At 43.5% G+C, this 23,694-nt stretch carries 16 protein-coding genes; 10 read left to right on the forward strand and 6 right to left on the reverse strand.

Annotated features, from left to right (window positions below):
• Positions 1–17: 17 nt before the first annotated feature.
• The 10 genes from asnB to ATH1_RS0112310 all read left to right on the forward strand — a co-directional run bounded on the left by asnB (position 18) and on the right by ATH1_RS0112310 (position 11,845).
• A complete protein-coding gene (gene asnB / locus ATH1_RS0112270) occupies positions 18–1,892 on the forward strand; it encodes an asparagine synthase (glutamine-hydrolyzing) (RefSeq protein ID WP_010418391.1) in 1,875 nt (624 codons plus the stop codon).
• A gap of 7 nt (positions 1,893–1,899) precedes the next feature.
• A complete protein-coding gene (locus tag ATH1_RS0112275; RefSeq protein WP_010418393.1) occupies positions 1,900–3,006 on the forward strand; it encodes a glycosyltransferase in 1,107 nt (368 codons plus the stop codon).
• Between the two features lie 76 nt (positions 3,007–3,082).
• Positions 3,083–4,747, forward strand: coding sequence for a capsule assembly Wzi family protein (locus ATH1_RS0112280; RefSeq protein WP_010418396.1), 1,665 nt, complete (start codon positions 3,083–3,085; stop codon positions 4,745–4,747).
• 24 nt (positions 4,748–4,771) lie between these two features.
• Complete coding sequence (locus ATH1_RS22470) at positions 4,772–4,999, forward strand: DegT/DnrJ/EryC1/StrS family aminotransferase (RefSeq protein ID WP_010422191.1); 228 nt, start codon at positions 4,772–4,774, stop codon at positions 4,997–4,999.
• Positions 5,000–5,042: 43 nt separating this feature from the next.
• The gene (locus ATH1_RS19470; RefSeq protein WP_280959767.1) at positions 5,043–5,903 is read left to right on the forward strand and encodes a DegT/DnrJ/EryC1/StrS family aminotransferase; all 861 of its coding nucleotides are present in this window, start codon (positions 5,043–5,045) and stop codon (positions 5,901–5,903) included.
• Between the two features lie 370 nt (positions 5,904–6,273).
• The gene (locus ATH1_RS0112290) at positions 6,274–6,864 is read left to right on the forward strand and encodes an acyltransferase (protein ID WP_010422197.1); all 591 of its coding nucleotides are present in this window, start codon (positions 6,274–6,276) and stop codon (positions 6,862–6,864) included.
• Positions 6,861–7,874, forward strand: coding sequence for a Gfo/Idh/MocA family protein (locus ATH1_RS0112295; RefSeq protein ID WP_010422201.1), 1,014 nt, complete (start codon positions 6,861–6,863; stop codon positions 7,872–7,874). The genes ATH1_RS0112290 and ATH1_RS0112295 overlap by 4 nt, the downstream gene beginning before the upstream one ends.
• Before the next feature lie 40 nt (positions 7,875–7,914).
• Positions 7,915–9,204 (forward strand): nucleotide sugar dehydrogenase, encoded by a 1,290-nt coding sequence (locus ATH1_RS0112300; RefSeq protein WP_010422204.1) that lies wholly within the window; start codon positions 7,915–7,917, stop codon positions 9,202–9,204.
• Positions 9,205–9,216: 12 nt separating this feature from the next.
• Positions 9,217–10,434 (forward strand): glycosyltransferase, encoded by a 1,218-nt coding sequence (locus ATH1_RS0112305; protein WP_010422207.1) that lies wholly within the window; start codon positions 9,217–9,219, stop codon positions 10,432–10,434.
• Between the two features lie 205 nt (positions 10,435–10,639).
• Positions 10,640–11,845, forward strand: coding sequence for a glycosyltransferase family 4 protein (locus ATH1_RS0112310; RefSeq protein ID WP_010422210.1), 1,206 nt, complete (start codon positions 10,640–10,642; stop codon positions 11,843–11,845).
• 170 nt (positions 11,846–12,015) lie between these two features.
• Here ATH1_RS0112310 and ATH1_RS0112315 read toward each other — a convergent pair whose 3' ends face one another.
• The 6 genes from ATH1_RS0112315 to ATH1_RS0112340 form a co-directional block, all read right to left on the reverse strand.
• Entirely contained in the window at positions 12,016–12,306 is a 291-nt protein-coding gene (locus tag ATH1_RS0112315; RefSeq protein WP_010422213.1) for a GNAT family N-acetyltransferase, read from the reverse strand.
• Between the two features lie 131 nt (positions 12,307–12,437).
• Positions 12,438–14,324, reverse strand: coding sequence for a sensor histidine kinase (locus tag ATH1_RS0112320; protein ID WP_010422216.1), 1,887 nt, complete (start codon positions 14,322–14,324; stop codon positions 12,438–12,440).
• Positions 14,325–14,637: 313 nt separating this feature from the next.
• Complete coding sequence (gene treY / locus ATH1_RS0112325) at positions 14,638–18,879, reverse strand: malto-oligosyltrehalose synthase (RefSeq protein ID WP_010422218.1); 4,242 nt, start codon at positions 18,877–18,879, stop codon at positions 14,638–14,640.
• A 224-nt stretch (positions 18,880–19,103) separates the two neighbouring features.
• Positions 19,104–21,230, reverse strand: a complete 2,127-nt coding sequence (glgX, locus tag ATH1_RS0112330; protein ID WP_010422223.1) for a glycogen debranching protein GlgX — start codon at positions 21,228–21,230, stop codon at positions 19,104–19,106.
• A 280-nt stretch (positions 21,231–21,510) separates the two neighbouring features.
• On the reverse strand, positions 21,511–22,491 hold the full coding sequence (locus ATH1_RS0112335) for a PorP/SprF family type IX secretion system membrane protein (RefSeq protein ID WP_010422226.1): 981 nt from the start codon (positions 22,489–22,491) through the stop codon (positions 21,511–21,513).
• Positions 22,492–22,573: 82 nt separating this feature from the next.
• Complete coding sequence (locus tag ATH1_RS0112340; protein ID WP_081467449.1) at positions 22,574–23,536, reverse strand: T9SS type B sorting domain-containing protein; 963 nt, start codon at positions 23,534–23,536, stop codon at positions 22,574–22,576.
• Positions 23,537–23,694 lie beyond the last annotated feature (158 nt).

Genomic DNA, 23,694 nt, shown 5'->3' on the forward strand with positions numbered 1-23,694 from the left:
TTTAAACAATTGAGAAAATGTGTGGAATAACCGGAATATTAACGCAAAATGGAACCACTGCCAATGAGGAAATTTGCAGGCGGATGACCAGGGTGCTGTCTCATCGAGGGCCTGACGGAGAGGGCGTTCTCTCCCTGGGGCCTGCTGCCCTCGGACATCGGAGGCTGGCCATTTTAGACCTGACCGTGACAGGGCGTCAACCCATGGCTTCGGCAGACGGGCGGGTGGTGGTAACCTATAACGGCGAAGTCTATAATTTCCGTGAAATACGTGCAGTTCTGGAGGAGAAGGGATATGTTTTTCGTGGCAGTTCCGATACTGAGGTCGTTGTAAATGCGCTTCATTTTTGGGGAACCAAAGCCATTGAAAAATTTAACGGTATGTTTGCCTTTGCCGCCTGGTTTAAGGATGAGAGCAAGTTGATACTTGCCCGCGATCGTTACGGCATTAAGCCGCTTTACTATATGCAGACAGAAGATTCTTTTCTGTTTGCCTCCGAAATAAAGTCCCTGCAACAGCATCCCGGTTTCCGGTTTCAAGTGTCCAAAGATGCACTTATTGAATACTTTTCCTTTCAAAATATCTTAAGCGACCTCACTTTATTTGAAAGGGTGAAACTTTTGCCAGCCGGTCACTTTCTGGAGGTGCAGCCCGGGACTTCAGAAATAAACGAATATTGTTACTGGGATTTTGCCTTTCGACCGGTTTCTATGGATGCCATTGAGGCTGAAGACGAATTGCAAGGATTGTTTGAAAAAGCGGTAGCCAGACAACTTGTCTCCGACGTGGAGGTAGGCGCCTATTTGAGCGGGGGTATGGATAGTGGCGGAATCACATGTGTGGCATCCAGGCAGTTTAAAAATTTGAAATCTTTTACTGCCGGTTTCGATCTTTCTTCCGCTTCAGGCATGGAGATTAATTTTGATGAGCGGGGACGCTCGGAATATTTGTCGAATCTTTATAAAACCGAGCATTATGAAGTAGTCCTGAAAGCCGGCGATATGGAACGTGTCATGCCGGCTCTGACCACTCATCTCGAAGACTTGCGGGTGGGGCAGTCTTATCCCAACTACTATATATCACGGTTGGCCGGACGGTTTGTTAAAGTCTGCCTGTCGGGTGCAGGGGGCGATGAGCTTTTTGCCGGGTATCCCTGGCGTTATTATCACAATTCCCGGAACGGATACAACAATGGTTTCGCCGATAGTTATTTCAGATACTGGCAACGGTTGGTACCCGATGATCTGAGAGAAATCTTTTTTACCCCGGCTGTCAGAAAAATGATTGATTTTGAACGACCTGCAAATGTTTTCCGGGCATTGCTGACCAATGGGCAGGCCAATGTTAGCGACCGTTCGCCGCAGACCTATATTAATAACTCTCTTTATTTTGAAAGTAAAACGTTTCTCCACGGCCTGCTTTTGGTGGAGGATAAGCTGAGTATGGCCCATGGCCTTGAAACCCGTTTGCCGTTTCTGGACAACGACCTGGTGGATTTTGCCATGAAGGTTCCGGTGGAATTGAAACTTCGTGACTGGCAGAATATGGTGCATATCAATGAGAACGATCTGACCGGAAAAAAACAGGTGAAATCGTTGTCGACAGATGGAAAACTGCTGTTGCGGAAAATGTTGCAAAAATATGTGCCTGCCGATTATTGTAACGGGCATAAACAGGGCTTTTCAGCCCCTGATGCCAGCTGGTTTAAAGGAGAAAGCCTCAATTATATCAGAAAATTGTTGTACAACAAGGAGGCACGAATCTACGAATTTATCGATTTTGATGTAGCACATCGCCTGATGGAAGAACACATGAAAGGACAGAAAAACAACCGGTTGTTGATATGGTCGCTTTTGAGTTTTGAATGGTGGCTCAGAATTTTTGGAAATTAAGAAGTAAATGAACAAAGTCAAACAAAAGAAAAGACCCAGAATATTTGTCGGCCCGGGTAATACTGCCGGTAATGCTCATTACATTGCCCGCTCGTTGCGTAAAGTAGGCGTTTATGCCCGGAGCTATTCCTACGAGAAGCATGAATTCGGTTATCCAACCGATAAGCTGGTTCTTCAGTTTCGTTCATTAAAAAGGAAAGGAGCCGTCAAGCTGATCAACAACCGGTTTGTAATACATCCTGTTAATGCCCTGATCAGATTTTTCTTTCTTTTTTCCGTACTGTTTCGTTACGATCTTTTCTATTTTATTTCTCCTGTCACTTTTTTCAGGAATCATCACGATCTGGCCATATTGAAATTTTTCGGTAAGAACGTTGCCTTTTTCTTTCCGGGTTGTGCCGAAAAGAATCCTTACGACGAGCTCAATACCATGAAATACAGTTTTTGCTGGTATTGTACCGATATAAAAAAGCAGAGATTTTGTCTGTGTGACCGCCCGGAAAAGAAGAAAGACCGAATTCGTAAGTTTGAAAAACATGCAGATTTTATTTTTTCACGGCTCAGCACTTCCGGCTATCTCAAAAGACCTGGAAAGGCATATCCTATGTGGCTCATGACCGATCCACCCGCAACTCCTGTTTCGCTTGAAAAGTTTAATGATTCTTCACCCGTTCGGATCATGCATTTTCCTTCTCACCGCGAACTTAAAGGTACCAAATATGTGGAAGCGGCAATCTCTAAGCTCAGGGGGAAATATGAAATTGATTATATATCAAGGCGAATGTCTAATCAGGAGGTGTTGAAAAATCTTGAAACAGCGCATATTCTTATCGACCAGTTTACGCATACTTTCGGATTACTCTCGGTAGAAGGCCTTTCACGTGGCTGCGTGGTTATTTGTCGCATCGAAAACTGGGCCCGCAAGAGTTATCCCGATTTACCTGTGGTGAGTTGCAATCCCGAAGACCTGGAAGAAACCATTGCAGGATTACTGGCAAGTCCCGAAAAAATGAAAGAAATTGCGAAAAAATCTATTGAATGGTATCAGAGGAATGCCACGCTTGAGGTGGTAGGCAACAGAATGTTGAAGGTCTTTACAAATGATAACTTTTAGCGTGTCGGATGAAGCTTAAGGGTCCCGGTGGACTTAATTATTATCAGACATTCGTAATGATTCAACGAAGTATTGAATGAACAAAAATTATTGTATAAAGCGTACAGTTTTCCGGTTTGTTTTCTTTGCTCTGGTGTTATCGGGGCAGGGCTTTTTATTGCAGGGACAGCATGTACCTGTGCATATTGACAATAGCGGGATTTATGATTTTATTGATGAACTTGACAATGAGGGAATTATTGATGTTAATACGATTGCAAAACCTTTTAGCCGGTTGGAAATTGCCGGTTTTCTGGCAGAAGCAGAAAAGAGTGAAAATCTTACCCGTCGCCAGCGCAGAGAGGTTGATTTCTATCTTCGCGATTTTGGCAGGGAATTGTCTTCTGAAGAGTTGACCAACAAGCGTTTCGACCTTTTTTATTACAGCGATTCACTGTTCAGTTTAACGGTCAATCCTGTTTTGGGAGCCGGTGTCTTTTTGTCGGATGGATCGGCAGGTTACTATCGCTACAATGGCGGGGAGATATATGGCTCAGTTGGAAACCATTTTGGATTTTATGGAAGTTTACGTGACAACCACGAGTCAAAGGTAATAGGGGGGAGGGCTTTCTTAATACAAAAAAGAGGGGCGGTATATAAGAGCGACGATGAAGCCCGTGATTTCAGCGAAGCCCGTGGAGGCCTCACCTGGTCGTGGAACCGGGGCCAAATAGGGCTGCACAAAGACCATTTTACCTGGGGACATGGGTACAACGGTGCCAACATTTTTTCAGGCAATGTCCCTTCGTTTGCCTTTATTTCTTTGAAGGTCAACCCTGTTCCATGGTTTGAGCTCAGATACGTGCACGGCTGGCTGGTCTCGGAGGTTGTCGACAGTGTTCGTTCTTTCCGGTATTATGACGGAACACGGGAGGTTTTTGCCGATAAATATTTGGCTGCCAATTTTTTGACTATCCGTCCTCTTCCGCAATTATATGTTTCAGCCGGGAATAGTATTGTTTATGCCGACACACATGTAAACCCGGCTTATCTGATACCTTTTCTTTTTTACAAGTCGGTGGATCATACCTATAACGGTGCATCCAATGAAGTAGGACAAAATGCACAGATGTTTTTTGACATCAGCAGCAGGCAGTTGAAACACTTTCATCTCTATTCCACCATCTTTGTGGATGAGATATCAGTAAACAGGATGTTTGATAATGAACAGCATTCCAATTATATAAGTGCTAAGGCTGGTGTCAGAATGTCCGGTGTACCATCAGGTATGTCTTTAACGGTGGAATATACACGTACCAACCCGATGGTGTATCAACATAAAATACCAACAACTACCTGGGAGAGTAATGGTTACAATATGGGTCATTATTTGAGAGACAACAGCGACGAATGGTTCCTTGAAGTCGGTTATCGTCCTCTTCGCGGCGTGAATTTGCAGTTGTCTTATTCTCATGCCAGGAAAGGTAAGGATTACCAATCTATTCTGATCAATGGAGAAGAAGCCGACCATCCTGAGATTAATCAGGAGGAACCACGGTGGGGACTGCCTTTTATGAATGAAGTCCGGCTGAAAATGGATAAAATATTCTTGAAAGGCACGTGGCAGGTCATCAATGATGGTTATGTGTTTTTTGGAATCGGTTATAATAATTTTGAAGGTGTTGATATCGAAAAATATATTCCCCCGTTCTACCGCGACGGAGGTTTCTCGGGTTCATTTGGTGTCAATTACGGGTTCTGATAATCAGCTGAAATCTAAATATTAATGTCGAATACCCAAAACATACAGATGGTTGACCTGGTCGGTCAGTATCAGCGGCTTAAGCAGGATATTGAGCCGGCTATGGAAAAAGTTGTGGGCGGAGGGCAATACATTAACGGACCCGAAGTTCATGTTTTTTCAGGCGAGTTGGAACGTTATCTTGATGTGAAACATGTGATCCCCTGCGGTAACGGAACGGATGCTCTCCAGGCAGCATTGATGGCCCCTTGACCTGCAGCCGGGAGATGAGGTTATTTCTTCCACGTTTTCATTCATTGCTTCGGTTGAGGCGGTTGCCCTGCTCGGCCTGAAACCGGTTTTGGTTGATGTTAATCCTGCTACTTATAATATTGATCCTGCTGCTGTACGAGATGCCATTTCGGAACGAACAAAGGCGATTATTCCCGTTCATTTGTTTGGACAGGGAAGTGCCATGGACGACATTATCCGGATTGCCATGGAAAATGATCTGTTTGTCATTGAAGATGTTGCCCAAAGTCTTGGCGCCCATTTTTCGATGGATGGTAAAAAGGTAAAACTGGGAACCATTGGTCACATTGGGTGTACTTCGTTTTTTCCGACTAAAAACCTGGGTTGTTATGGCGATGGAGGAGCTTGTTTTACAAACGATGATGATATTGCTGAAAAAATCAGGATGATTGTTAATCATGGTGCCCGAAAAAAATATTTTAACGAACGCGTCGGTTTGAACTCGAGGCTTGACACTCTTCAGGCGGCTGTTTTGAATGCCAAGCTGGGGCATCTTGACGATTTCATTGACAGAAGACGATGGGCCGCAGCAATCTATTTTGAGGCATTGAAGGATGTACCATTTTTGTGCCTTCCCGCGCAGGAGAGAGGAGCCGACCACACTTTTAATCAGTTTACCGTGAGAGTGTCCGGCGGCCTGAGAGATAAGCTGAAGAAATTCCTGAATGAGAATGGCATTCCTTCAATGATCTACTACCCTTTGCCATTGCACCGGCAGCCTGTTTTTGCGCCTTATTGCCGCCACGGGATATCGCTTCCGGTAGCTGAAATGATCTGCGGAGAAGTACTTTCGTTGCCTATGCATACAGAGTTAACAGAGGATGAATTATTGTATATTACACAAAAGATTAAACAGTTTTCATGAAACGAGCATGGCAAGGAATACTTTAATAGATTATTAGATTAATAGATTAATAGATTAATAGATTAATAGATATAAGTAATTTAGTCATTAGTTATTAGTCATTAGTCATTAGCCGGTAGTATGAATTATGAACACAACATACGTCTTTGCTTTTAAGCTTTTTTTCTAACCCCATGCAACAATACAGCTTGCCCGTATAAAGAAAGAATATTTACAGTGATGAAACGAGCATGATAAAGTTTGCCACAATAGATTATTAGATATAAGATTTAAGATGAATCGAACATGGCAGGGTTTGTCACAAAAGAACATGTATAAGTTCTTGCATGCGAGTTCCATTCGACCAATAACTTAGACTAATTTTATATTGATGAATGAAATGTCATTACCAGAAATTCATCCATCGGCTGTGGTGGATGACAGATGCGAGATAGGCCCGGGAACACGCATCTGGCATTTTTGTCATATTATGAGCGGATGCCGTATCGGCGCCAATTGTAATATCGGACAGAATGTTGTGGTTTCTTCCGGGGCAATTCTCGGTAATAATGTAAAAGTTCAGAACAACGTTTCTGTTTATACCGGCGTTGTTTGCGAAGATGATGTGTTTTTGGGTCCCTCATGCGTCTTTACCAATGTCTCAAATCCCAGGAGTGCCGTTCCCCGAAGGGAACAATATGAGCAGACACTTGTGAAACATGGCGCTACAATTGGTGCTAACGCCACCATTGTCTGCGGTCATACCATTGGACGTTATGCCTTTATTGGTGCCGGTGCGGTTGTGACCCGCGATGTGCCCGACTATGCGCTGGTTGTTGGTAACCCGGCCCGCCATACCGGCTGGATGAGCGAGTACGGGCATCCTTTGGAATTCGGCGAAGACCGTCGCGCTGTTTGCCCCGAAAGCGGAGATGAATACGTTCTGGAAGAGGGTAAAGTAAAAAAGATTAACTCAAAATGACTACCGGAAAAGTAAAATTTGCAATTGTTGGTATGGGGCATATCGGAAAACGTCATGCCAAAATGATTGAAGACAATCCGGATGCTGAGCTTATAGCTGTATGTGATGTCAGGCCTGCTGAAGAGACCGGTTGGAATAATAGCAAAGTCCCCTACTTCAAAGACTTTACAGAGATGCTTAGTGGTATGGATGATTGCGATGTTGTAAATATCTGTACGCCAAACGGATTACATGCATCACAAGCTATCGCTGCTCTTGAAAGAAAGAAGCACGTTGTGATTGAAAAGCCCATGGCATTATCACGGGCCGACGGAGAAAAAATTATCTTTAAGGCTCTGCAGGTTTCGAGGCATGTGTTTGTTGTGATGCAGAACCGGTACTCACCTCCTTCTGCCTGGCTTAAAGAAGTGATAGAGAAGAATATTGCGGGCAAAATTTATTTTGTTCAGCTCAATTGCTTCTGGAATCGGGATGACCGGTATTACCTTGATAATGGATGGCATGGAACAGCCGAAATGGATGGTGGTACTTTGTTCACTCAGTTTTCGCATTTCATTGATATGCTTTACTGGCTTTTCGGAGATATCACCGATATTAAAGCCGGATTTAACGATTTTGCCCATCAGCATTCCACCGATTTCGAGGACAGCGGGTCTGTGATTTTTCGGTTTGTAAACGGGGGAATGGGCAACATCAACTTCTCAACTGCCGTATGGGACCGAAATCTTGAAAGTACCATGACCATTATAGGTGAAAAAGGCACCATCAAAGTTTCTGGTCAATACATGAACGAAGTTACCGAGTGCAATATCATGGATTATAAGATGCCGGAGATACCTCCCTCTAATCCGCCAAACGATTACGGCTACTATAAAGGATCGGCCGCTAATCACCAATATGTCATCGATAATGTAATTCAAACCCTTCGGGAACGGACTTATGTTACCACAAATGCGTTGGAAGGACTGAAAGTAGTGGACATTATTGAACGAATTTATCAGCAAAAATAGTTTATTTGTATTATAAATATTATTCTTTAAATTCAAATGTATGTTTAATGAATTGATTAATAAAGAAGCGAAACTATCGGTTATCGGACTTGGGTATGTAGGACTTCCTATTGCACTTGAGTTTGCACGAAAGATGAGGGTGATCGGTTTTGATATAAAACCATCGCGCATTGAAAAGATGAAACAACACGTTGATCCGAGTAATGAACTGGAGGCGGCCGATTTTGAAGGTTGTGATATCGAATTCACCAGCAACCCGGAAGATTTGCGCAAGGCGCGTTTTCACGTGGTGGCAGTGCCCACCCCTATCAACAAACATAATCTGCCCAATCTGAATCCGTTGCTCAGTGCTTCCCGCACGGTTGGAAAAGCATTGAAGAAAGGTGACTGCGTCGTTTTCGAATCGACTGTTTATCCAGGTTGTACTGAGGAGGATTGTGTTCCTATTCTGGAACAGGAATCGGGATTGAAATTCAACAAGGATTTCAAAGTTGGATATTCGCCCGAACGAATCAATCCCGGAGATAAAGAACACACGCTGACCAAAATTCTGAAAATTGTATCGGGCAGCGATGATGAAACTCTTGAGCTGATTGCTTCAGTTTACGGGTTAATCATCAAGGCAGGCATACATAAGGCCAGCTCCATAAAAGTAGCCGAGGCTGCCAAAATTATCGAGAACACACAGCGCGATGTGAATATTGCTCTGATGAATGAATTGTCTCTTATTTTTAATCGATTGGGAATCAATACTTATGAAGTTCTTGAAGCTGCCGGCACAAAATGGAATTTCCTGCGGTTTTTCCCTGGCCTGGTGGGGGGTCACTGTATCGGTGTTGACCCCTATTATCTGACTTACAAAGCCAATGAACTGGGTTATCATTCAAAAATTATTACCGGAGGGCGTGTCATTAATGATGCTATGGGTCCCTATGTGGCCAAACAGGTTGTTAAAAAGTTGATATCCAAGGGTCATAAAATAAACGGCTCCAATGTTCTTATCATGGGGGCTACTTTTAAGGAAAATGTTAGCGATATCAGGAATTCCAAAGTGGCTGATGTTTATCACGAACTGAAATCTTTCAGCGTTAACGTGGATGTGGCCGATCCGCATGCTTCCTCCGAAGAACTGATGGAGGAGTACGGTTACGGTCTTGTTGATAAGATTGATAAGAAATATGATGCCGTGATACTGGCGGTCAATCATGATGAATATATGAATCTTGACGAGTCTTATTTTAAGTCTATTACAAGTGAGGATCCCTTGTTTGTCGATGTAAAGGGTGTCTTTCGCGGAAAGATCAGGGAGATGACCTATTGGAGTTTATAGTAAACTAAGCTCATGCCAAATAGAAACTCTATTCTTTTTTTGTTGCCGGCCCCGTTTGTTCAGAAACCAGATGAGCCGGGGTTTCAGGTTCAGACCCGGAATTTCCGGACCACTTTCGGGTTTGTGGTTCCAGAGCTCATTGACAGGGGATTTTCTGTGGAGTTGGTGTCACTTAGTAATACACCCCGACAAAAAGAGAATGGCGTTGAATTTTTGCAAACATCGGGGCTCGGGAAGAACTGCCGGGCTTTCTTTTTCAAACGAAGCATGGGGCGCGGAAGGATAATTCCGCAATTTTTGCAGTTTCTTATTAATATTCTGTACCTCGCACCTCGGTTGTCAAAGTGCAGCATAGTTTACGGTTACAATGATGTTGGAACGCTTTACGGGGCTGTACTGAAGCCATTTTTTCGTTACCGGTTGGTTTACGATATGCGCGGGAATCGCTCCAACGAGATGGCTGTTCAGGGTGCCCCTAAATGGAGGATCACGTTGTACAGGAGGATAAAAAATTTTTGCCTGCACAAGAGTGATCTGGTTTTTACGGTTTCAAAACATTGTGAAGATATTCCCAAAGGCAAGAAGCATCTTTCCAAATATAATTTTTACGATGCCCGTCATTTCTTTTACGATCGGGCAATGGCCGGACAAATGCGTGAAGAACTCGGGCTTGGCGACCGGTTTGTTTTTGTGTACAGCGGAACTGACAAATATTACCAAATGGTGCCTCAAATGGTTCGCTTCTTTGCCGGGTTTTTAAAGATTTGTCCCGATGCTTATTTTATGATTAATGTTCCGGTGCCATCCCGAAAATTTGAAAAAGCATTGGAGACAAACAATATTCCCCGTTCGGCATGGGGCATGTTTCACCTCGACCAGCGCAATTTAAACCGGTATCAGATGGTAGCCGATATGGCGTTTCTTATCCGTGAAGATTTGCCGCTGAATCATGAGGCTTTTCCCACAAAGTTTTCGGAATATCTTGCCAGCGGTGTTCCTGTGCTGATAACCCGGCATGTTCACACATTGGCTGAAATGGTTGAGAAGAACGGACTTGGAGAGATTTGGGAAGAGGATGAAAGCGAACAGGAAGTGCAAAAGCGCATCCTGACATACCACTCAAACAATGAAGTAAGAGAAAGATGTGCTGCTTTTGCCCGTGAAAATCTGTCATGGCAAACCAAAGCTGTCTGGCTGGCTGACGCGTTGTCTGATTTGAACCCTGGTTGAGCGATATAGGCTGTGCGAAGCATCGCTTTACTTAGAGTTAATTCCTATTTAGAAAGGGATGGTTTTCACTAATATTTTTAGTGAAACGGGCATGGCGCTTTGATTTCCCCACCCGGTGCCGCTGGTTATTTGTAATAATCTGGTTATTAGTTGCTTAAACATAGTAGGCCTTTAGGTTCCATTTTCTGCCTTTACGTTTAATTATATGCCTGTAAAACACCAAAGCAAAGCTCTTTGTGTCCTGAATTTTTCGGGTCGTTTCGGCGGTGCTGAAAAACGATATGCCACGCTTTTCAACCATCTGATGGTGCAAGGTGCGGATTATTATCTGATCATGAACACCCGTCTATACCGGCTTCTGGTAAATAGTTCCTTACTTCGGGCCAACGACCGGATTGTTCTTTTCAATGACGGGGAAGATGGCATTCCACGGGCTCATGTAAATTTCAGGAAGCAGGCAAAGGAAGTTTCCCGGAGAAGTACTGTAAGGCTGTTTTTAGGACGATGGAAATATTTCCTAAGGACAATATTGCTCTGGTGCAGATTTTCGCTCTTTTTTGTCCGTCAGATTCAAGAAAAGCAAATTAAAACCATCTATGGCGTCTGGCAGGGCGGAATCTGGACATGGATGTGGTGCAGGTTGTTTAAAGTGAAACTCATTTTTAGTGTAAACAGCAGTGGAATGCTTAATATGGAGACCAATATGACAAAATTTTTTGACAGTCAGTATTGGGTTCTACAGCATGCTGATGTGGCAGATTTCCTGTCGCCCTCATTAAAGGAAAACTATAGTCGGGAGATGGGTGAAAAAATACGGGGGCATTGTGTGGTTACACCGAATAGTTTTATCGACTATACTCACTATTATGCGGTATCTCCGAAAAAACCGTGGGTGGTTTTTCTGGGGCGGCTGGAGCCTATAAAGAACCCGATGATTTTTATGGAAGCCGTCCGGATCATTCAGCAGAAAATGTCGGTTGATGAAATTACTTTCTTTATTATGGGGACGGGAAGTATGCTCTCCTCTATGCAACAATTCGCTTCATGGAACCAATTAAAGAATGTCCGGTTTACCGGTCTACATTCTGAACCATGGCAGATTTTGAGAGAGTCGTCGGTATTTGTTTCGCTGCAACGCGATGAGAATTATCCGAGCCAGTCGCTCATTGAAGCCATGGCCTGCGAAAACGGAGTTGTGGTAACCGATGTTGGTGACACACGTATGCTTGTCACTGAAAGTGAAGGATTATTTACCAGAGCCGAACCTGAAGACGTTGCCGGTAATATTATTAAACTGATGATAAATCCCGGTTTGCGTGAAAAGTTGGGGAAAAATGCCCGCGAAAAGGTGATTCATTATCATACAGTTGACCGTTTCGCGGGGTGGTTTGATGATATGATGGATAATTAATTAACTATAGTTGAACCCAGTCTAAAAAGCATCTTTGTTGCCAAACTCGTTGTTGTTTTAAATTTTTACATCCTCATTAACAACAAGTTAACTCCGGTACAAAAATTTAAAACGCCTGGATTTTGACAAAAATATGCTTTTTATACTACCACCCCTGATGCAATGAACCATCATTCCTGCTCGAACAGCAGTACTTTCCACTCCGGATGCCTTTGTATGAATGAGAGAATGAACGGACATTCCGGTATTACGCGAATTTGCTTCTCCTGACAATAACTCAACACCTGGCTGACGAGGTTTGATCCAATGCCTTTCCCTTTCAGCGGATCGGGCACTAAAGTATGAGTAAGCAACCATACCGATGGTTCGTATACTTCATAGTAAAGAGTGGCGAGATGGCCATCGACCTTCAGCTCAAAGCGTTTTTTGTTTTTGTTGAGTGCAATTTTGTTTTGTGCCATAGGAATGTGTTTCAGTGTTTCAGTTTTTAAACACCTTTTCCGGCAATTTGTTCTATCTCTTCCACCGTAATAGGGATTCGTTCACCAAGAATACGTGACCCTGTTTCGGTGACCAATAGTGTTTTAGTGTTTCAACGAATGGGAAGAGAAAAGTAGAAATCTGTTCCTTTTCCGGGTTCTGATTCCAGCCAGATTTTGCCTCCGAGGTTATTGATGAGGGCAAGACAGATGGAAAGGCCCAATCCAACTCCGTCGTGCGTTATAGCTTTAGGATCATCGGAACGGTAAAAGCGGTCGAAAACTTTTGCCTGCTGTTCTTCTGTGATGCCAATACCGGTATCTTTTACGAAAAACAGGAAGTCCTTTTCGCGCCGGGAGTAACCAAATTCAATTTTTCCTTTTTCGGTGTATTTGATTGCGTTATTAAGAAGGTTGGTCAGAATCTGATCCAGTTTTGTATAATCGGTGAAAATAGTAGTTACAGGTGGTTCTTTGGTGATGTATTTAAATGTGAGTCCTTTTTTTTCAGCCTGGGGGGTAAACATTGCAAGCATTTCATTGCACAGCTTGTTAACCTGGAACGTGGAGGGTATCATTTTAATGTCGCCGGTTTCTATTCTTGATAATTCCAGTACATTGTTGAGGATGTTTAATAATTTCTGGCCTCCTGTCTGAACAATTTCAATATAGTCGTTTCTTTCTTTCTCAGTTATGTCTCTCTGTCTGATAAGTTCGGTGAATCCCAATATGGCATTAAGGGGCGTTCGGATTTCGTGTGATACATTTTGAAGGAATGCTGTTTTTAACCGGTCGTTTTCTGTCAGTTTTTCTTCAAATTTTTTCCTTTCCGATATATCCGTAATGAAGCCTTCTACTACATCAACTTGCCCGTTATCAGAGCGCACGGCCTCTCCCTTTTCCCACACCCATTTTTCTGTCCCGTATTTGGTAAAGATACGATATTCTACCTGGTAACTGCTTCTTTTATTGATGGCTTTCTGTATATTCCGCCATACACTTTCCTGATCCTCCGGATGGATCAGATTTCCGAAGGCAATAAGTTGATTGTTAATAAGCTCACCGGGTTTGTACCCGGTGAGTTCTTCGCTTCCGCTACTCACAAACTCCATATCCCATGTAGGAGTGTTTTTGCAGCGAAATGCCATTCCGGGCAGGTTGTTCATCAAAGTGGAAAGGTAATTTCTGCTTTTTTCCAGTTCCAACTGATACCTGCGCTCTTCGGTTTGATCGCGGAAGACAAGTACTACGCCGGTAATTCTGCCATCTTCAGAAAAAATGGGGGCACCGCTATCAGCAATGGGGATTTCCCGGCCGTCGCGTGACTGCAATAATGTATGGTTGGCCAGTCCGACAATTTTTCCCCCGGCAAAAACTTTATTGACCGGACTGATTACTGGTTTGCGGGAACATTCATTAATGATCCGGAAAACCTTATCCATGGGTTGTCCTTTAGCCTCCACTTCCTGCCATCCGGTAAGTTCTTCTGCTACTTTATTGATATTCATGACTTTGCCTTCTGTGTCGCAGGTGATTACGCCATCTCCGATGCTGTAAAGGGTTGTTCTGAAGAGTTCTTCGCTTTCTTTTAAAGCCTTTTCTGTGATCTTTCGCCTGGTTATGTCACGAGCAAAAGAAAAGGACAATGGCATCCCGTCAAAATCGAGGTAGGTGATCGTAACCTCGACAGGCATCAGACTGCCGTCTTTTCGCTTGTGTAATGTTTCGATCGTTCCCGTTCCTTTTTTTCTGATTTTTTGTCGGTGTTGATGCCATTTTTCGTTGCCCGCTTTTAAGAAATTCGGATCCAGGTCAAAAACTGTCATATTGAGGAGTTCATCTTTTGTGTAACCCAGGTCGATACATGCCTGACGGTTCACACTCAGTATTTTCCCGCTCTCATCCGATATCTGGTAAATGCCTATCCCCGCGTGGTCGATGCAAAAACGGTCGAGTCTGGCTTGCTGCAGGAATTCTTTATCGGGACTTTTTTCTTTCATCAGTATAAAATAAGTCTAAGTCATTGGTCTGATGGAACTCGCATGTAAGAATTTATACTTGTCTTTATTGAGGTAAACCCGTCATTCTCGTTTCATCTTAAATCTTATATCTAAAAATCTAATAATCTATTAAGGCAAACTTTGTCATGCTCGCTCCATCCGAATAAAATAGGTTTTTTAAAGACCTAATGGAACTCGTTCCGATTAATCGGTAGTCGTTTCATTATTTAGCGGAAGCTCGGTTGTGTAAATTATTCAACGAATTACCGATGAATTTGTTTCGAAATGAGGATGATTGAAAATGCATTTGATTTTATCTGGAGAATAAACCCAGTAATTCCCTGATATTTCCTGCAATTTCATTCAACTCATCCAGAGACCTGATTCTCCAGTTCCAGTTGTTCTGCGATGTCGATGGCCGGTTCATCCGGGCTTCCTGGCCTTTTCCAAGCAGGTCCTGGACAGGAACGATGGCCAGCCTTGCAGTGGAGGCCCAGGCCATTCGGGTAAGGATGTGATGGATGTTCTTACTCTTTACTTTACTGCCAGTATAGAGCTTTATGCGTTTTTTGGTTGCTTTATCGATCTCGTTGCGATACCACCCGATGGTTGTATTGTTGTCATGAGTGCCGGTATAAACAACACTGTTCGACCTGTGATTGTGCGGGATGTGCACCGATTCGGGGAGGTCGTCACCAAAGGCAAATTGCAGCACACTCATTCCCGGAAGCCCGAATTTGTCCCGAAGCTGGTAAACCTCATCGTCTATTTCACCCAGGTCTTCGGCAATAAATGGCATGGCAGGAAATTCTTTCTTCAAGCGGTTAAAGAACGTTTCTCCCGGACCTTCTGTCCATCGGCCGTTTTCGGCAGAGGGTTCGCCGGCCGGGACTTCCCAGTAGGCTGCGAAACCACGAAAATGGTCAAGCCTTATCACATCGAATAGTTCCAGATTTTTATGGATACGCTGAATCCACCAGTAAAAATCTTCTTTTTCATGTTTTTTCCAGTTATAAACCGGCATATTCCACAGCTGGCCTGTTGCACTGAAATAATCGGGGGGAACGCCGGCGATCATGTCCATACTTTTATCGGGGTTGAGTTTAAACAAGTGGGGATGGGCCCATACATCGGCATTTTCATATCCTACATAGATAGGAATGTCACCAATAATTCTGATGCCCTGGTGGTTGGCGTGACGTTTCAGATCTTGCCATTGCAGAGAAAAAAGGTACTGACGGAATTTTTCAAGCATCAGTTCATGTTCGTTTTCATCGGCAAAAGATTTTAAAGCACGCTTATCTCTGTCCCTGAATTCGACAGGCCATTGCTGCCATGACCGGTTGTCGAATTTTTGTTTCAGCAGGGTGAAGAGAGCAAAGTCATGAAGCCAGAATTTTTCATTCTCACAAAATTGAACGAATTGGTCTTTCGCGGGCGGGCTGCAATGCTTCATGAAATTGTCGAAAGCTTTATGTGTGAATTTCAGGCGAATTTCAAGAGCTTTGGTGAAATCGGCCTTTTCCGAAGAGGATATCTCAGCTTTTCTAAGGTCCTTTTTGTCTATTAGTGATTCTTCGGCCAGCTTATGTGGACTGATAAAGATGATATTACCGGCAAAGGCTGAAGGAGAACTGTATGGCGACCAGCCGGATTGCTGGCTCGTAGGCGTGAATGGAAGAACCTGCCAGTTGGAATGGCCGGATTCTTTAAGAAAGCGGACGAACCGGGTGGCTTCAATTCCGAAGTCACCTGACCCGAATCGTCCCGGAAGAGATGTTATGTGCATCAAAATGCCTGCGGTTCTGCCTTTTCTTCCCGAATCGGCAAATAATATTCCCACCGGAGAGCTTTCGAATATTTCGGAAACGGATATTTCTTTTCCGCAGGAATAGGGACGTCCTGTGAAAACATTGATCCAGTCGGAAGGTGCCTCCCCGGGCAGAACAACCCGTGTATTTTTCCAGTCTGCACTGTCCGGCGAAACTCTTTTTTCATGCACTTCGAAGTCTGAAAGGAAGAGGGGGACAATAGTCAGATGCCAAACATCCTTATGATGGCGTGCAAAAGCCAGAACATGTTTCTTTTGGAGTCCTTTGATTTTAAGGGGGATGTATTTCCCTTTGGCAAACAGTTCCGAATTGTATTTACGGTATTTAAGCAATCTGTGCGTAAGCCATAGTTTAATGTGTCCGTTCCCGGGCTGTTCGTCAAGTGATCTGAAGAGCCTGGCCGGTTCTAATGAAAACATCTCTTTCAGTTCCTGCAAGGTTTGATGCAGGATGCTGTAATCAACCGGACGACGGTTATCGGGGTCAACCAGAGATAAATCCCACAATTCGGTACCCTGGTAAATATCAGGCACTCCCGGGCATGTACATTTGAGTGATAATTGTGCAAGGCTGTTATATATCCCGTAATGGGCTGCTTTTTTATGTATGGCTGGAAACGAGTTAAGAAATTCAGAGCCGGGGGATAGTATCTTGCGAATAAAGTTTGATACCACTTCTTCCCATTCTTTATGGGGAGCACTCCATGAACTGTTCTCCTTGGCTTCGCGGAGGGCCTTTACCATAAATCGGACAACCCTGTCTGTAAAGTCATCCGTGAAATCATTGCTGAAAGGAGCCGTGCCCGTTAAGGTCTGATAGATGAGATACTCTTCCGAAGGTGATGGCGCTTCTTTTCCGTTAATGTTTTTCTTGAAGGAACGATTGATTTTTATCCACTCCGAAACCGAACTTTCCCACTCTTCGGGGAATTCTGTCAGTGTGTTGAGCCGGGCTCTCACGTCTTCGCCTCTTTTGGTGTCATGCGTTGAAGTGGCATTCATGGTAAGCGGCATATCGGCCTGGCGTTCCGACATTTTTTTATGAAAATCGTCCGGGTTCAACGCTTCAGCAAATGGCGAATTTCCCACTTCATTACAGGCAACGAAAGCGGTATAGCGATACATCAGGGTATCTTCAACCCCTTTTGCCATTAAAGGCCCGGAGTACTGCATCAGGCGCGTGAAAAACTGAAAAAGGCGTTCATCAGTATCGTCACCGGGCCGTTCGCCGGAAAAGAACAAATCACTGAAAATGTTAATGATATCCTGGGTTTCCGGATTTCTCTGTTGCGCTTCTTCAAGAACCTTTTCCATAATGCTGCGCTCATGTCCCTTTAGAGGGAAACTGGTTGAATAGAGCCTGTAAACCGGCATGGCAAGTAATATCTCACCAATTGCATTTTTTATATCTTCCCTTGAGACTGAAGAAGCCTTTTCGTCGGAAAGAAGCCTCAGCCGAAGAAAGAGAGATGTCAGATTTTCCCATTCACCCTCCATTCGCCGGGTGAGGATGAATTTTTTCGCCTGATAAGTAATATCCTTGGGTGTGCCTGACAGGGTAGTCAGGTTGTTATAGAAATTTTTTAGTTGCTCCAGTCCGCTTTTATACGAGAAAAGTCGTGTAACGAGCGCCATAAAATCATATCCCGTAGTACCCTGAACGGGCCATACATGCGGTAGTTTTTCATCCTGTTCCAGTATCTTTTCAGCCACGATATAAGTGTTTTTCCCGGCAAGACCGCGTAAGCGCTGTAGGTATTCCTGCGGATTACGCAACCCGTCAATATGGTCAATCCTTAGTCCGTTGAACAAAAGGTTGTTGGTCCAGTTGACCAGTTCGCGATGATAGTAATTGAAGACCTGTTCGTCTTCCATTCTCAGGCAAATCAGGTTGTTCACGGTAAAGAATCGTCTGTAATTGATGTGTTGTTCCGTTTCCTTCCAAAACGTTAAAAGGTAGTGCTGATTGTCACAAATGGACTGAATGGCATCCGGGTCGGAAGATATGTGTCCTGCCAGATTTTCAAAGAAGTAACGAACTTCACCGTCGATCTCCGAAAGCTTTTTTAGTTCCGATTTCAATCTTTCCCATTCTCCGTTGAGGAACAGATAGTCGGGTGATTTATCTTCGAGTCTGACTTGCTCCAGTACAAGCGACAGAGAATCGGGTATATCTTCAGTATTTTGTTCAAGAACCCAAAGGAATGACTCAAACCGGATTGGCCAGTAATTGTCGAAACAGGAAAGAAAGAATGTACCATTCTCCCATACGAGTTTGATTTCGTGGTCACGAACCGCGTCACCGGCCGGTCTGCCCAGAAACGGAACCATCAGCTTTTGCCGGAATTTAAGATGTTGACGGTCGATGTCGAAAAAATCGGAATATTCGGAATCGCGTCCCTTCTCAAGCACATCCATCAGCCAGGGATTGTGATGGTTGAATGCCATGTGATTGGGGACAATGTCCTGCAACCATCCAATCCTGCTGTTTTTCAGTGTTTTAATTAATTTTCGCAGCGCCTGTTCTGACCCTCTTTCCACGTTTATTGAGTGTGGATTGGTAACATCGTAGCCGTGCATACTTCCGGGTGTGGCCGAAAACACAGGACTGGCATAGATGGTGCCGCATCCTAACAAATGGAAATATTTGGATTGCTGAAGGGCATCAGAGAAAGTAAATGCCTTGTTGAATTGCAGGCGGTATGTAGAAACAGGATTGTACATATTCTTTGGTTGGTTGTTTATCCGGTCATTTTCGCAGTAAATTACAACAAGTATTCGACACCTTCAGTGTCGATATTATAAACAAATTTAGTGTTTTTGGGCCGGAAAGAAAACGAGACCTGTTAATGTTTTAGAATCACGATACTTTCGGCCGGGACGAGGACTTTATTCTTTTTCAACAATTCAGTTTTACCGGGAACTTTAATTCTGAGGCTTCAGAATGTTTAAATTTCCCGAAACAGCATTACCGAACGACCATTTACATCAAGTTGCTGTTCGGCGTTAAGAGGTTCGCCAATCCCTTCTTCATTGAATTCAGCGTTGAAGGTATCCATTACTTTGAGCCATTTTTTCCCCCATTTCTCAGCGGGCAGAGAAAATTGAACCATATCGTGATACGAGTTAAACATGATGTAAAAACTGTCGTCAATAACCGGCTCTCCTTTATCCGATACAGCACACACGCCGTAGCCCGACAAGAAAACACCAAGTGATTTGGCAAACGTATCATTCCAGTGTTCTTCGCTCATCGCTTCACCTTCGGGGGTGAACCACTCGATATCGGTAATGTCTTTTCCTTTAATGGGCTGATATTTGAACCATTTTTGCCGACAAAATACAGGATGTTTTTTCCGGAAATTGATCAGCTTTGAAGTAAACCCGATGAGGTTTTCGTCCTTGTTGCGCCAGTCGATCCATGAAATTTCATTGTCCTGACAGTAGGCGTTGTTATTCCCTTTTTGTGTCCTGCCCAGCTCGTCGCCGGATAGAAGCATTGGTACGCCCTGAGAAAGAAACAATGTTGCAATAAAATTTCGGATTTGTTGTTTCCTCAATTTGTTAATGTTTTCCTCATCGGTTGGGCCTTCGACACCGTAATTCCAGGAACGATTGTGGTCTTCACCGTCTTTATTATCCTCGCCGTTGGCTTCGTTGTGTTTTTCATTGTACGAGACCAGGTCAAGCAGTGTAAAACCATCGTGGCAAGTAATAAAATTAATGCTGGCTGTCGGCGTACGCCAGTTATCGAAATAGAGGTCTGAACTTCCCGTGAAACGGTTGGCGAATTCGGACAGCATTTCGTTGTCGCCTTTCCAGAATTCCCGCATACAATCGCGGTATTTGGCGTTCCATTCCATCCATCCGGCCGGGAAATTGCCAACCTGAAAGCCGTCTTCACCAATGTCCCACGGTTCTGCTATCAGTTTAACCTGCGAGAGCACGGGATCCTGATGCAACACATCGAAGAAAGAGCCCCATTTGTCAAAATCGTCGTATTCACGACCCAAAACGGGAGCCAGATCGAATCGGAAACCATCGACATGCATTTCGGTTACCCAATAGCGAAGACTATCCATGATGAGGCGTAATATGTCAGGGTGTATCGTGTTGAGTGTATTTCCGGTTCCTGTGTAGTCGACATAATTGCGTGGGGGATCGTCTGAGAGACGGTAGTACGGCATGTTGTCTATACCTCTGAAGCTAAGGGTGGGTCCTAAGCGATTGCCTTCCCCGGTGTGGTTATATACAACATCCAGAATAACTTCGATGCCGGATTTATGAAGGTCTTTAACCATTTGTTTGAACTCTTTGACCTGATCTCCCGGAGTTCCCGATGAAGAATACCTTATATCGGGCGCAAAAAAAGCTATGGTATTGTATCCCCAGTAATTGGTGAGTCCCATTTTTACCAGACGGTGGTCGGCCACAAACTGATGGACAGGCATTAGTTCGACAGCATTGACGCCCAGATTTTTCAGGTATTTAATGCTTTCGGGATGAGACAGTCCGGCGTATGTGCCTCGAAGTTTTTCGGGGACTTGCTGCGCCAGCTTTGTGAATCCTTTTACATGCAGCTCATAAATAATGGTTTCATGTTGGGGAATATTCAGTCGCCGGTCGCCGTTCCAGTCGAAAGAATCATCGACTACAATAGATTTCGGGACAAAAGGGGCACTGTCTTTTTCATTGAACGAAAGGTCTTCCTCTTCACTTCCGGGCTGATACCCGTAAAGGGCATCGTTCCATTGTATTGTTCCGTCCAAAGCTTTCGTATAAGGGTCCATGAGAAGTTTGCCGGGATTGAATCGGGCCCCTTTTGCGGGCTCATAAGGTCCATGAATTCTGTAGCCATATCTTTGTCCGGGTTTTATTCCCGGGATATATATATGCCAATGGTTGTGTGTTCGTTCATATATTTTTATGCGTGTTTCGTTATTGTTCGTATCAAAAAGACACAGCTCTACATCATGTGCATTTTCTGAAAAGAGGGCAAAATTAACGCCTTCGCCATCCCATGTAGCACCAAGGGGATAGGGACGACCCGGCCATGCATTGATTTTTTCTGACATATCTGGATGTTTATCGAATTGTTTTAAAAATGCCATATTACATTAAAAAAGTAGGAAAATCAAGTGATTCGGAAATAATATTGTTGACTGAAAAAAAGGATTTAAGTGTGTTGGATAATCTGAGATTGAGTGCAGTATAAAAAGCATATTTTTGTCAAAATCAAGGCGTTTTAAATTTTTTGTATCGGAGTTAACTTGTTGTTAATGAGGATGCAAAAATTTAAAACAACAATGAGTTTGGCAACAAAGATGCTTTTTAGACCGGGCTCAAGATTTCAGGTTAGAAATACCGGATGGAGTTGAGTTCTTCCTTTTCGACTTTCTTTTTCAAAAATATTCTGTTTCTGTTGTATTTAATCCAGCGGGTAAAATTAAAAGAAATAGTAAGCTCATGGGCCCCTTTTTTTACGATTGGCTGGCCGGGGTCTGTGGGAAATTCGTATGAGTAAAGAAAATCAATTTCTCTGGTTATTTTCATTCCAAAAAGTACGGCAGCAGCATAGTCTGGTCGGTAATTCACACCACCTTGTATGCCGTTTTCGAGGTTGAACATCAGTCCCAAATCGGTTGTGGGAATGTCATTCTGCACAATTCGATGAATGGCCCCGAGTTTAATGGTTGCTGCTTTGGATATGTTGAACTTGATGCCACCGGATAGGTCTATTTCCTGTGCCGATTCAAAATTCGCGGCAGCTTCTGATGCCCACGAAAGGTTCCCAACAGGTCTGTGAGGCAGTGAAACGCCCATGAAAATAGAAGGCGTGTAAAACATGAATCCTGCTCCCCACGAAGGACGAAATTCATTATCTATCGATGTTTCAAATTCGGGATCATTGTAATCGATGAGCTGAAGCTTCTGAAGGTTGAAATTAAAATGATCGGCACCAACTCTTAACCCAAGTGAAAGAAAAGCCCTTCTTGAGACTCTTATCAAATAGGCGTAATCAAAAAACAGACGGTTATACATGAAAGGTCCCGTTTGCTCCGACCACGCGCCTGCACCAATGGATGCCATGGATTCGTTGAGCGGGAAATGAATACTTGCTGAATAAAAAGAAGGGGCATCCTCAATTCCTATCCACTGCTGACGTGAATAAATGTCGATAGCGACTGAGTTGCGGTTTCCGGCAAAAGCGGGATTGATAATTAAAGGGTGCGACATAAACTGGTTCGTCAGGGCACTCTGCTGGCCCGGGGTTTCTGTTGCAATGCCCAGCCAGATAATAAAAAAGAGTAAAAGGAAGTGCCCTGTTTTTTTCATGTTATTTGCGTTTGTCAAAAATTAAAGAAACGAGCGTAACACAGTAAATGGCACCTTAAGGACAGACACTATGCAGGTTAACTCAATAACTAACGTAAATACTTCCGTTGAATTGTTGATTATTGTCACCAATTTTAATAACATAATAGTATATGCCCGGAGGGACTTTTTCTCCTTTTATTGGCCCTGTATTACTAATACCCTCCCAATGGTTGTTATAGTTCTGTGACTCAAAAACAATGATTCCGTTCCTGTTAAAAACAGAGATGGATAGATTCTGGTAATAATCAAATTCAGGAATGCGAAATGTATCGTTAAAACCGTCTTCGTTTGGTGAAAAACCTTCGGGGATTATTAACGGAGTTGATGCATCATGATATGGTGTGATAAACATTACAGCCTGACCGCAATCACCCTCTTTATCACAGACCTGGTAGATCAGAGAATCCGTTTCCAGGAAATAGCTGGTAACTTTTATTTTGATTTTCAGGTCGTTGGTAATTTCAGAAAAACCGTTGTTCAGTTCTTTGGTTACAGATAATTGTATAGGCTTGTCGTATATGTATTTGTCGTTAATCAAAACATTATACACGGCGCTGCTGTCATTATAATAAATTACGGTATCGTTTACCGGTTGGGGGACAAAGTCGTAGTCTTCAATTCTTATGAAAACACCTGCCTCGTCGCACTGGCTATAGTTGTTACATATTCTGTATTTTAACTGGTCCTGCCCCATGTATCCTTCGTCGGGGGTATAGCTGATGCTGTTATTCGGAGTAACAAAGGCATTCCCGTGTTGAGGCGGTTCAATAATTTCCAGTTTGCTGATGCCTTCACTCAGGCCGTAATCATTATTTGTTACTGAAATAGTCCAGGTTGAATTTTCTATCATGTTTATATAATCATGATTGGCCGTAACCGGTTGCTGGTTTGATATTTCCGGTGAGGTGTCATCCGTGGTAACAGAAACCGCCTGTACCCCTGTAGAAAAGAGATACATGATAAAAGTAATCAATATGACAGAACCATCATTGCAACCGCTCATTTCTTTCTTGCTTTTGTTAATATATCCTTCACACCTACACTTTTTCAGCCCTGAGTGCAGTATAAAAAGCATATTTTTATCAAAATCAAGGCGTTTTAAATTTTTGTACCTGTTAATGAGGATGCAAAAATTTAAAACAACAACGAGTTTGGCAACAA

It is taken from the genome of Anaerophaga thermohalophila DSM 12881, assembly GCF_000191885.1.
GTDB classification, from domain to species: Bacteria; Bacteroidota; Bacteroidia; order Bacteroidales; family Marinilabiliaceae; genus Anaerophaga; species Anaerophaga thermohalophila.

Bases quoted from the DNA above. Each gene is read 5' to 3' on its own strand.
- ATH1_RS0112290 (WP_010422197.1), top strand. From the start codon at position 6,274: ATGAATGAAATGTCATTACCAGAAATTCATCCATCGGCTGTGGTGGAT.
- ATH1_RS0112320 (WP_010422216.1), bottom strand. From the start codon at position 14,324: ATGAAAGAAAAAAGTCCCGATAAAGAATTCCTGCAGCAAGCCAGACTC.
- treY (WP_010422218.1), bottom strand. From the start codon at position 18,879: ATGTACAATCCTGTTTCTACATACCGCCTGCAATTCAACAAGGCATTT.
- ATH1_RS0112275 (WP_010418393.1), top strand. From the start codon at position 1,900: ATGAACAAAGTCAAACAAAAGAAAAGACCCAGAATATTTGTCGGCCCG.
- ATH1_RS0112305 (WP_010422207.1), top strand. From the start codon at position 9,217: ATGCCAAATAGAAACTCTATTCTTTTTTTGTTGCCGGCCCCGTTTGTT.
- glgX (WP_010422223.1), bottom strand. From the start codon at position 21,230: ATGTCAGAAAAAATCAATGCATGGCCGGGTCGTCCCTATCCCCTTGGT.
- ATH1_RS0112340 (WP_081467449.1), bottom strand. From the start codon at position 23,536: ATGAGCGGTTGCAATGATGGTTCTGTCATATTGATTACTTTTATCATG.
- ATH1_RS0112295 (WP_010422201.1), top strand. From the start codon at position 6,861: ATGACTACCGGAAAAGTAAAATTTGCAATTGTTGGTATGGGGCATATC.
- asnB (WP_010418391.1), top strand. From the start codon at position 18: ATGTGTGGAATAACCGGAATATTAACGCAAAATGGAACCACTGCCAAT.
- ATH1_RS0112335 (WP_010422226.1), bottom strand. From the start codon at position 22,491: ATGAAAAAAACAGGGCACTTCCTTTTACTCTTTTTTATTATCTGGCTG.
- ATH1_RS0112280 (WP_010418396.1), top strand. From the start codon at position 3,083: ATGAACAAAAATTATTGTATAAAGCGTACAGTTTTCCGGTTTGTTTTC.
- ATH1_RS0112310 (WP_010422210.1), top strand. From the start codon at position 10,640: ATGCCTGTAAAACACCAAAGCAAAGCTCTTTGTGTCCTGAATTTTTCG.
- ATH1_RS0112300 (WP_010422204.1), top strand. From the start codon at position 7,915: ATGTTTAATGAATTGATTAATAAAGAAGCGAAACTATCGGTTATCGGA.
- ATH1_RS0112315 (WP_010422213.1), bottom strand. From the start codon at position 12,306: ATGGCACAAAACAAAATTGCACTCAACAAAAACAAAAAACGCTTTGAG.
- ATH1_RS22470 (WP_010422191.1), top strand. From the start codon at position 4,772: ATGTCGAATACCCAAAACATACAGATGGTTGACCTGGTCGGTCAGTAT.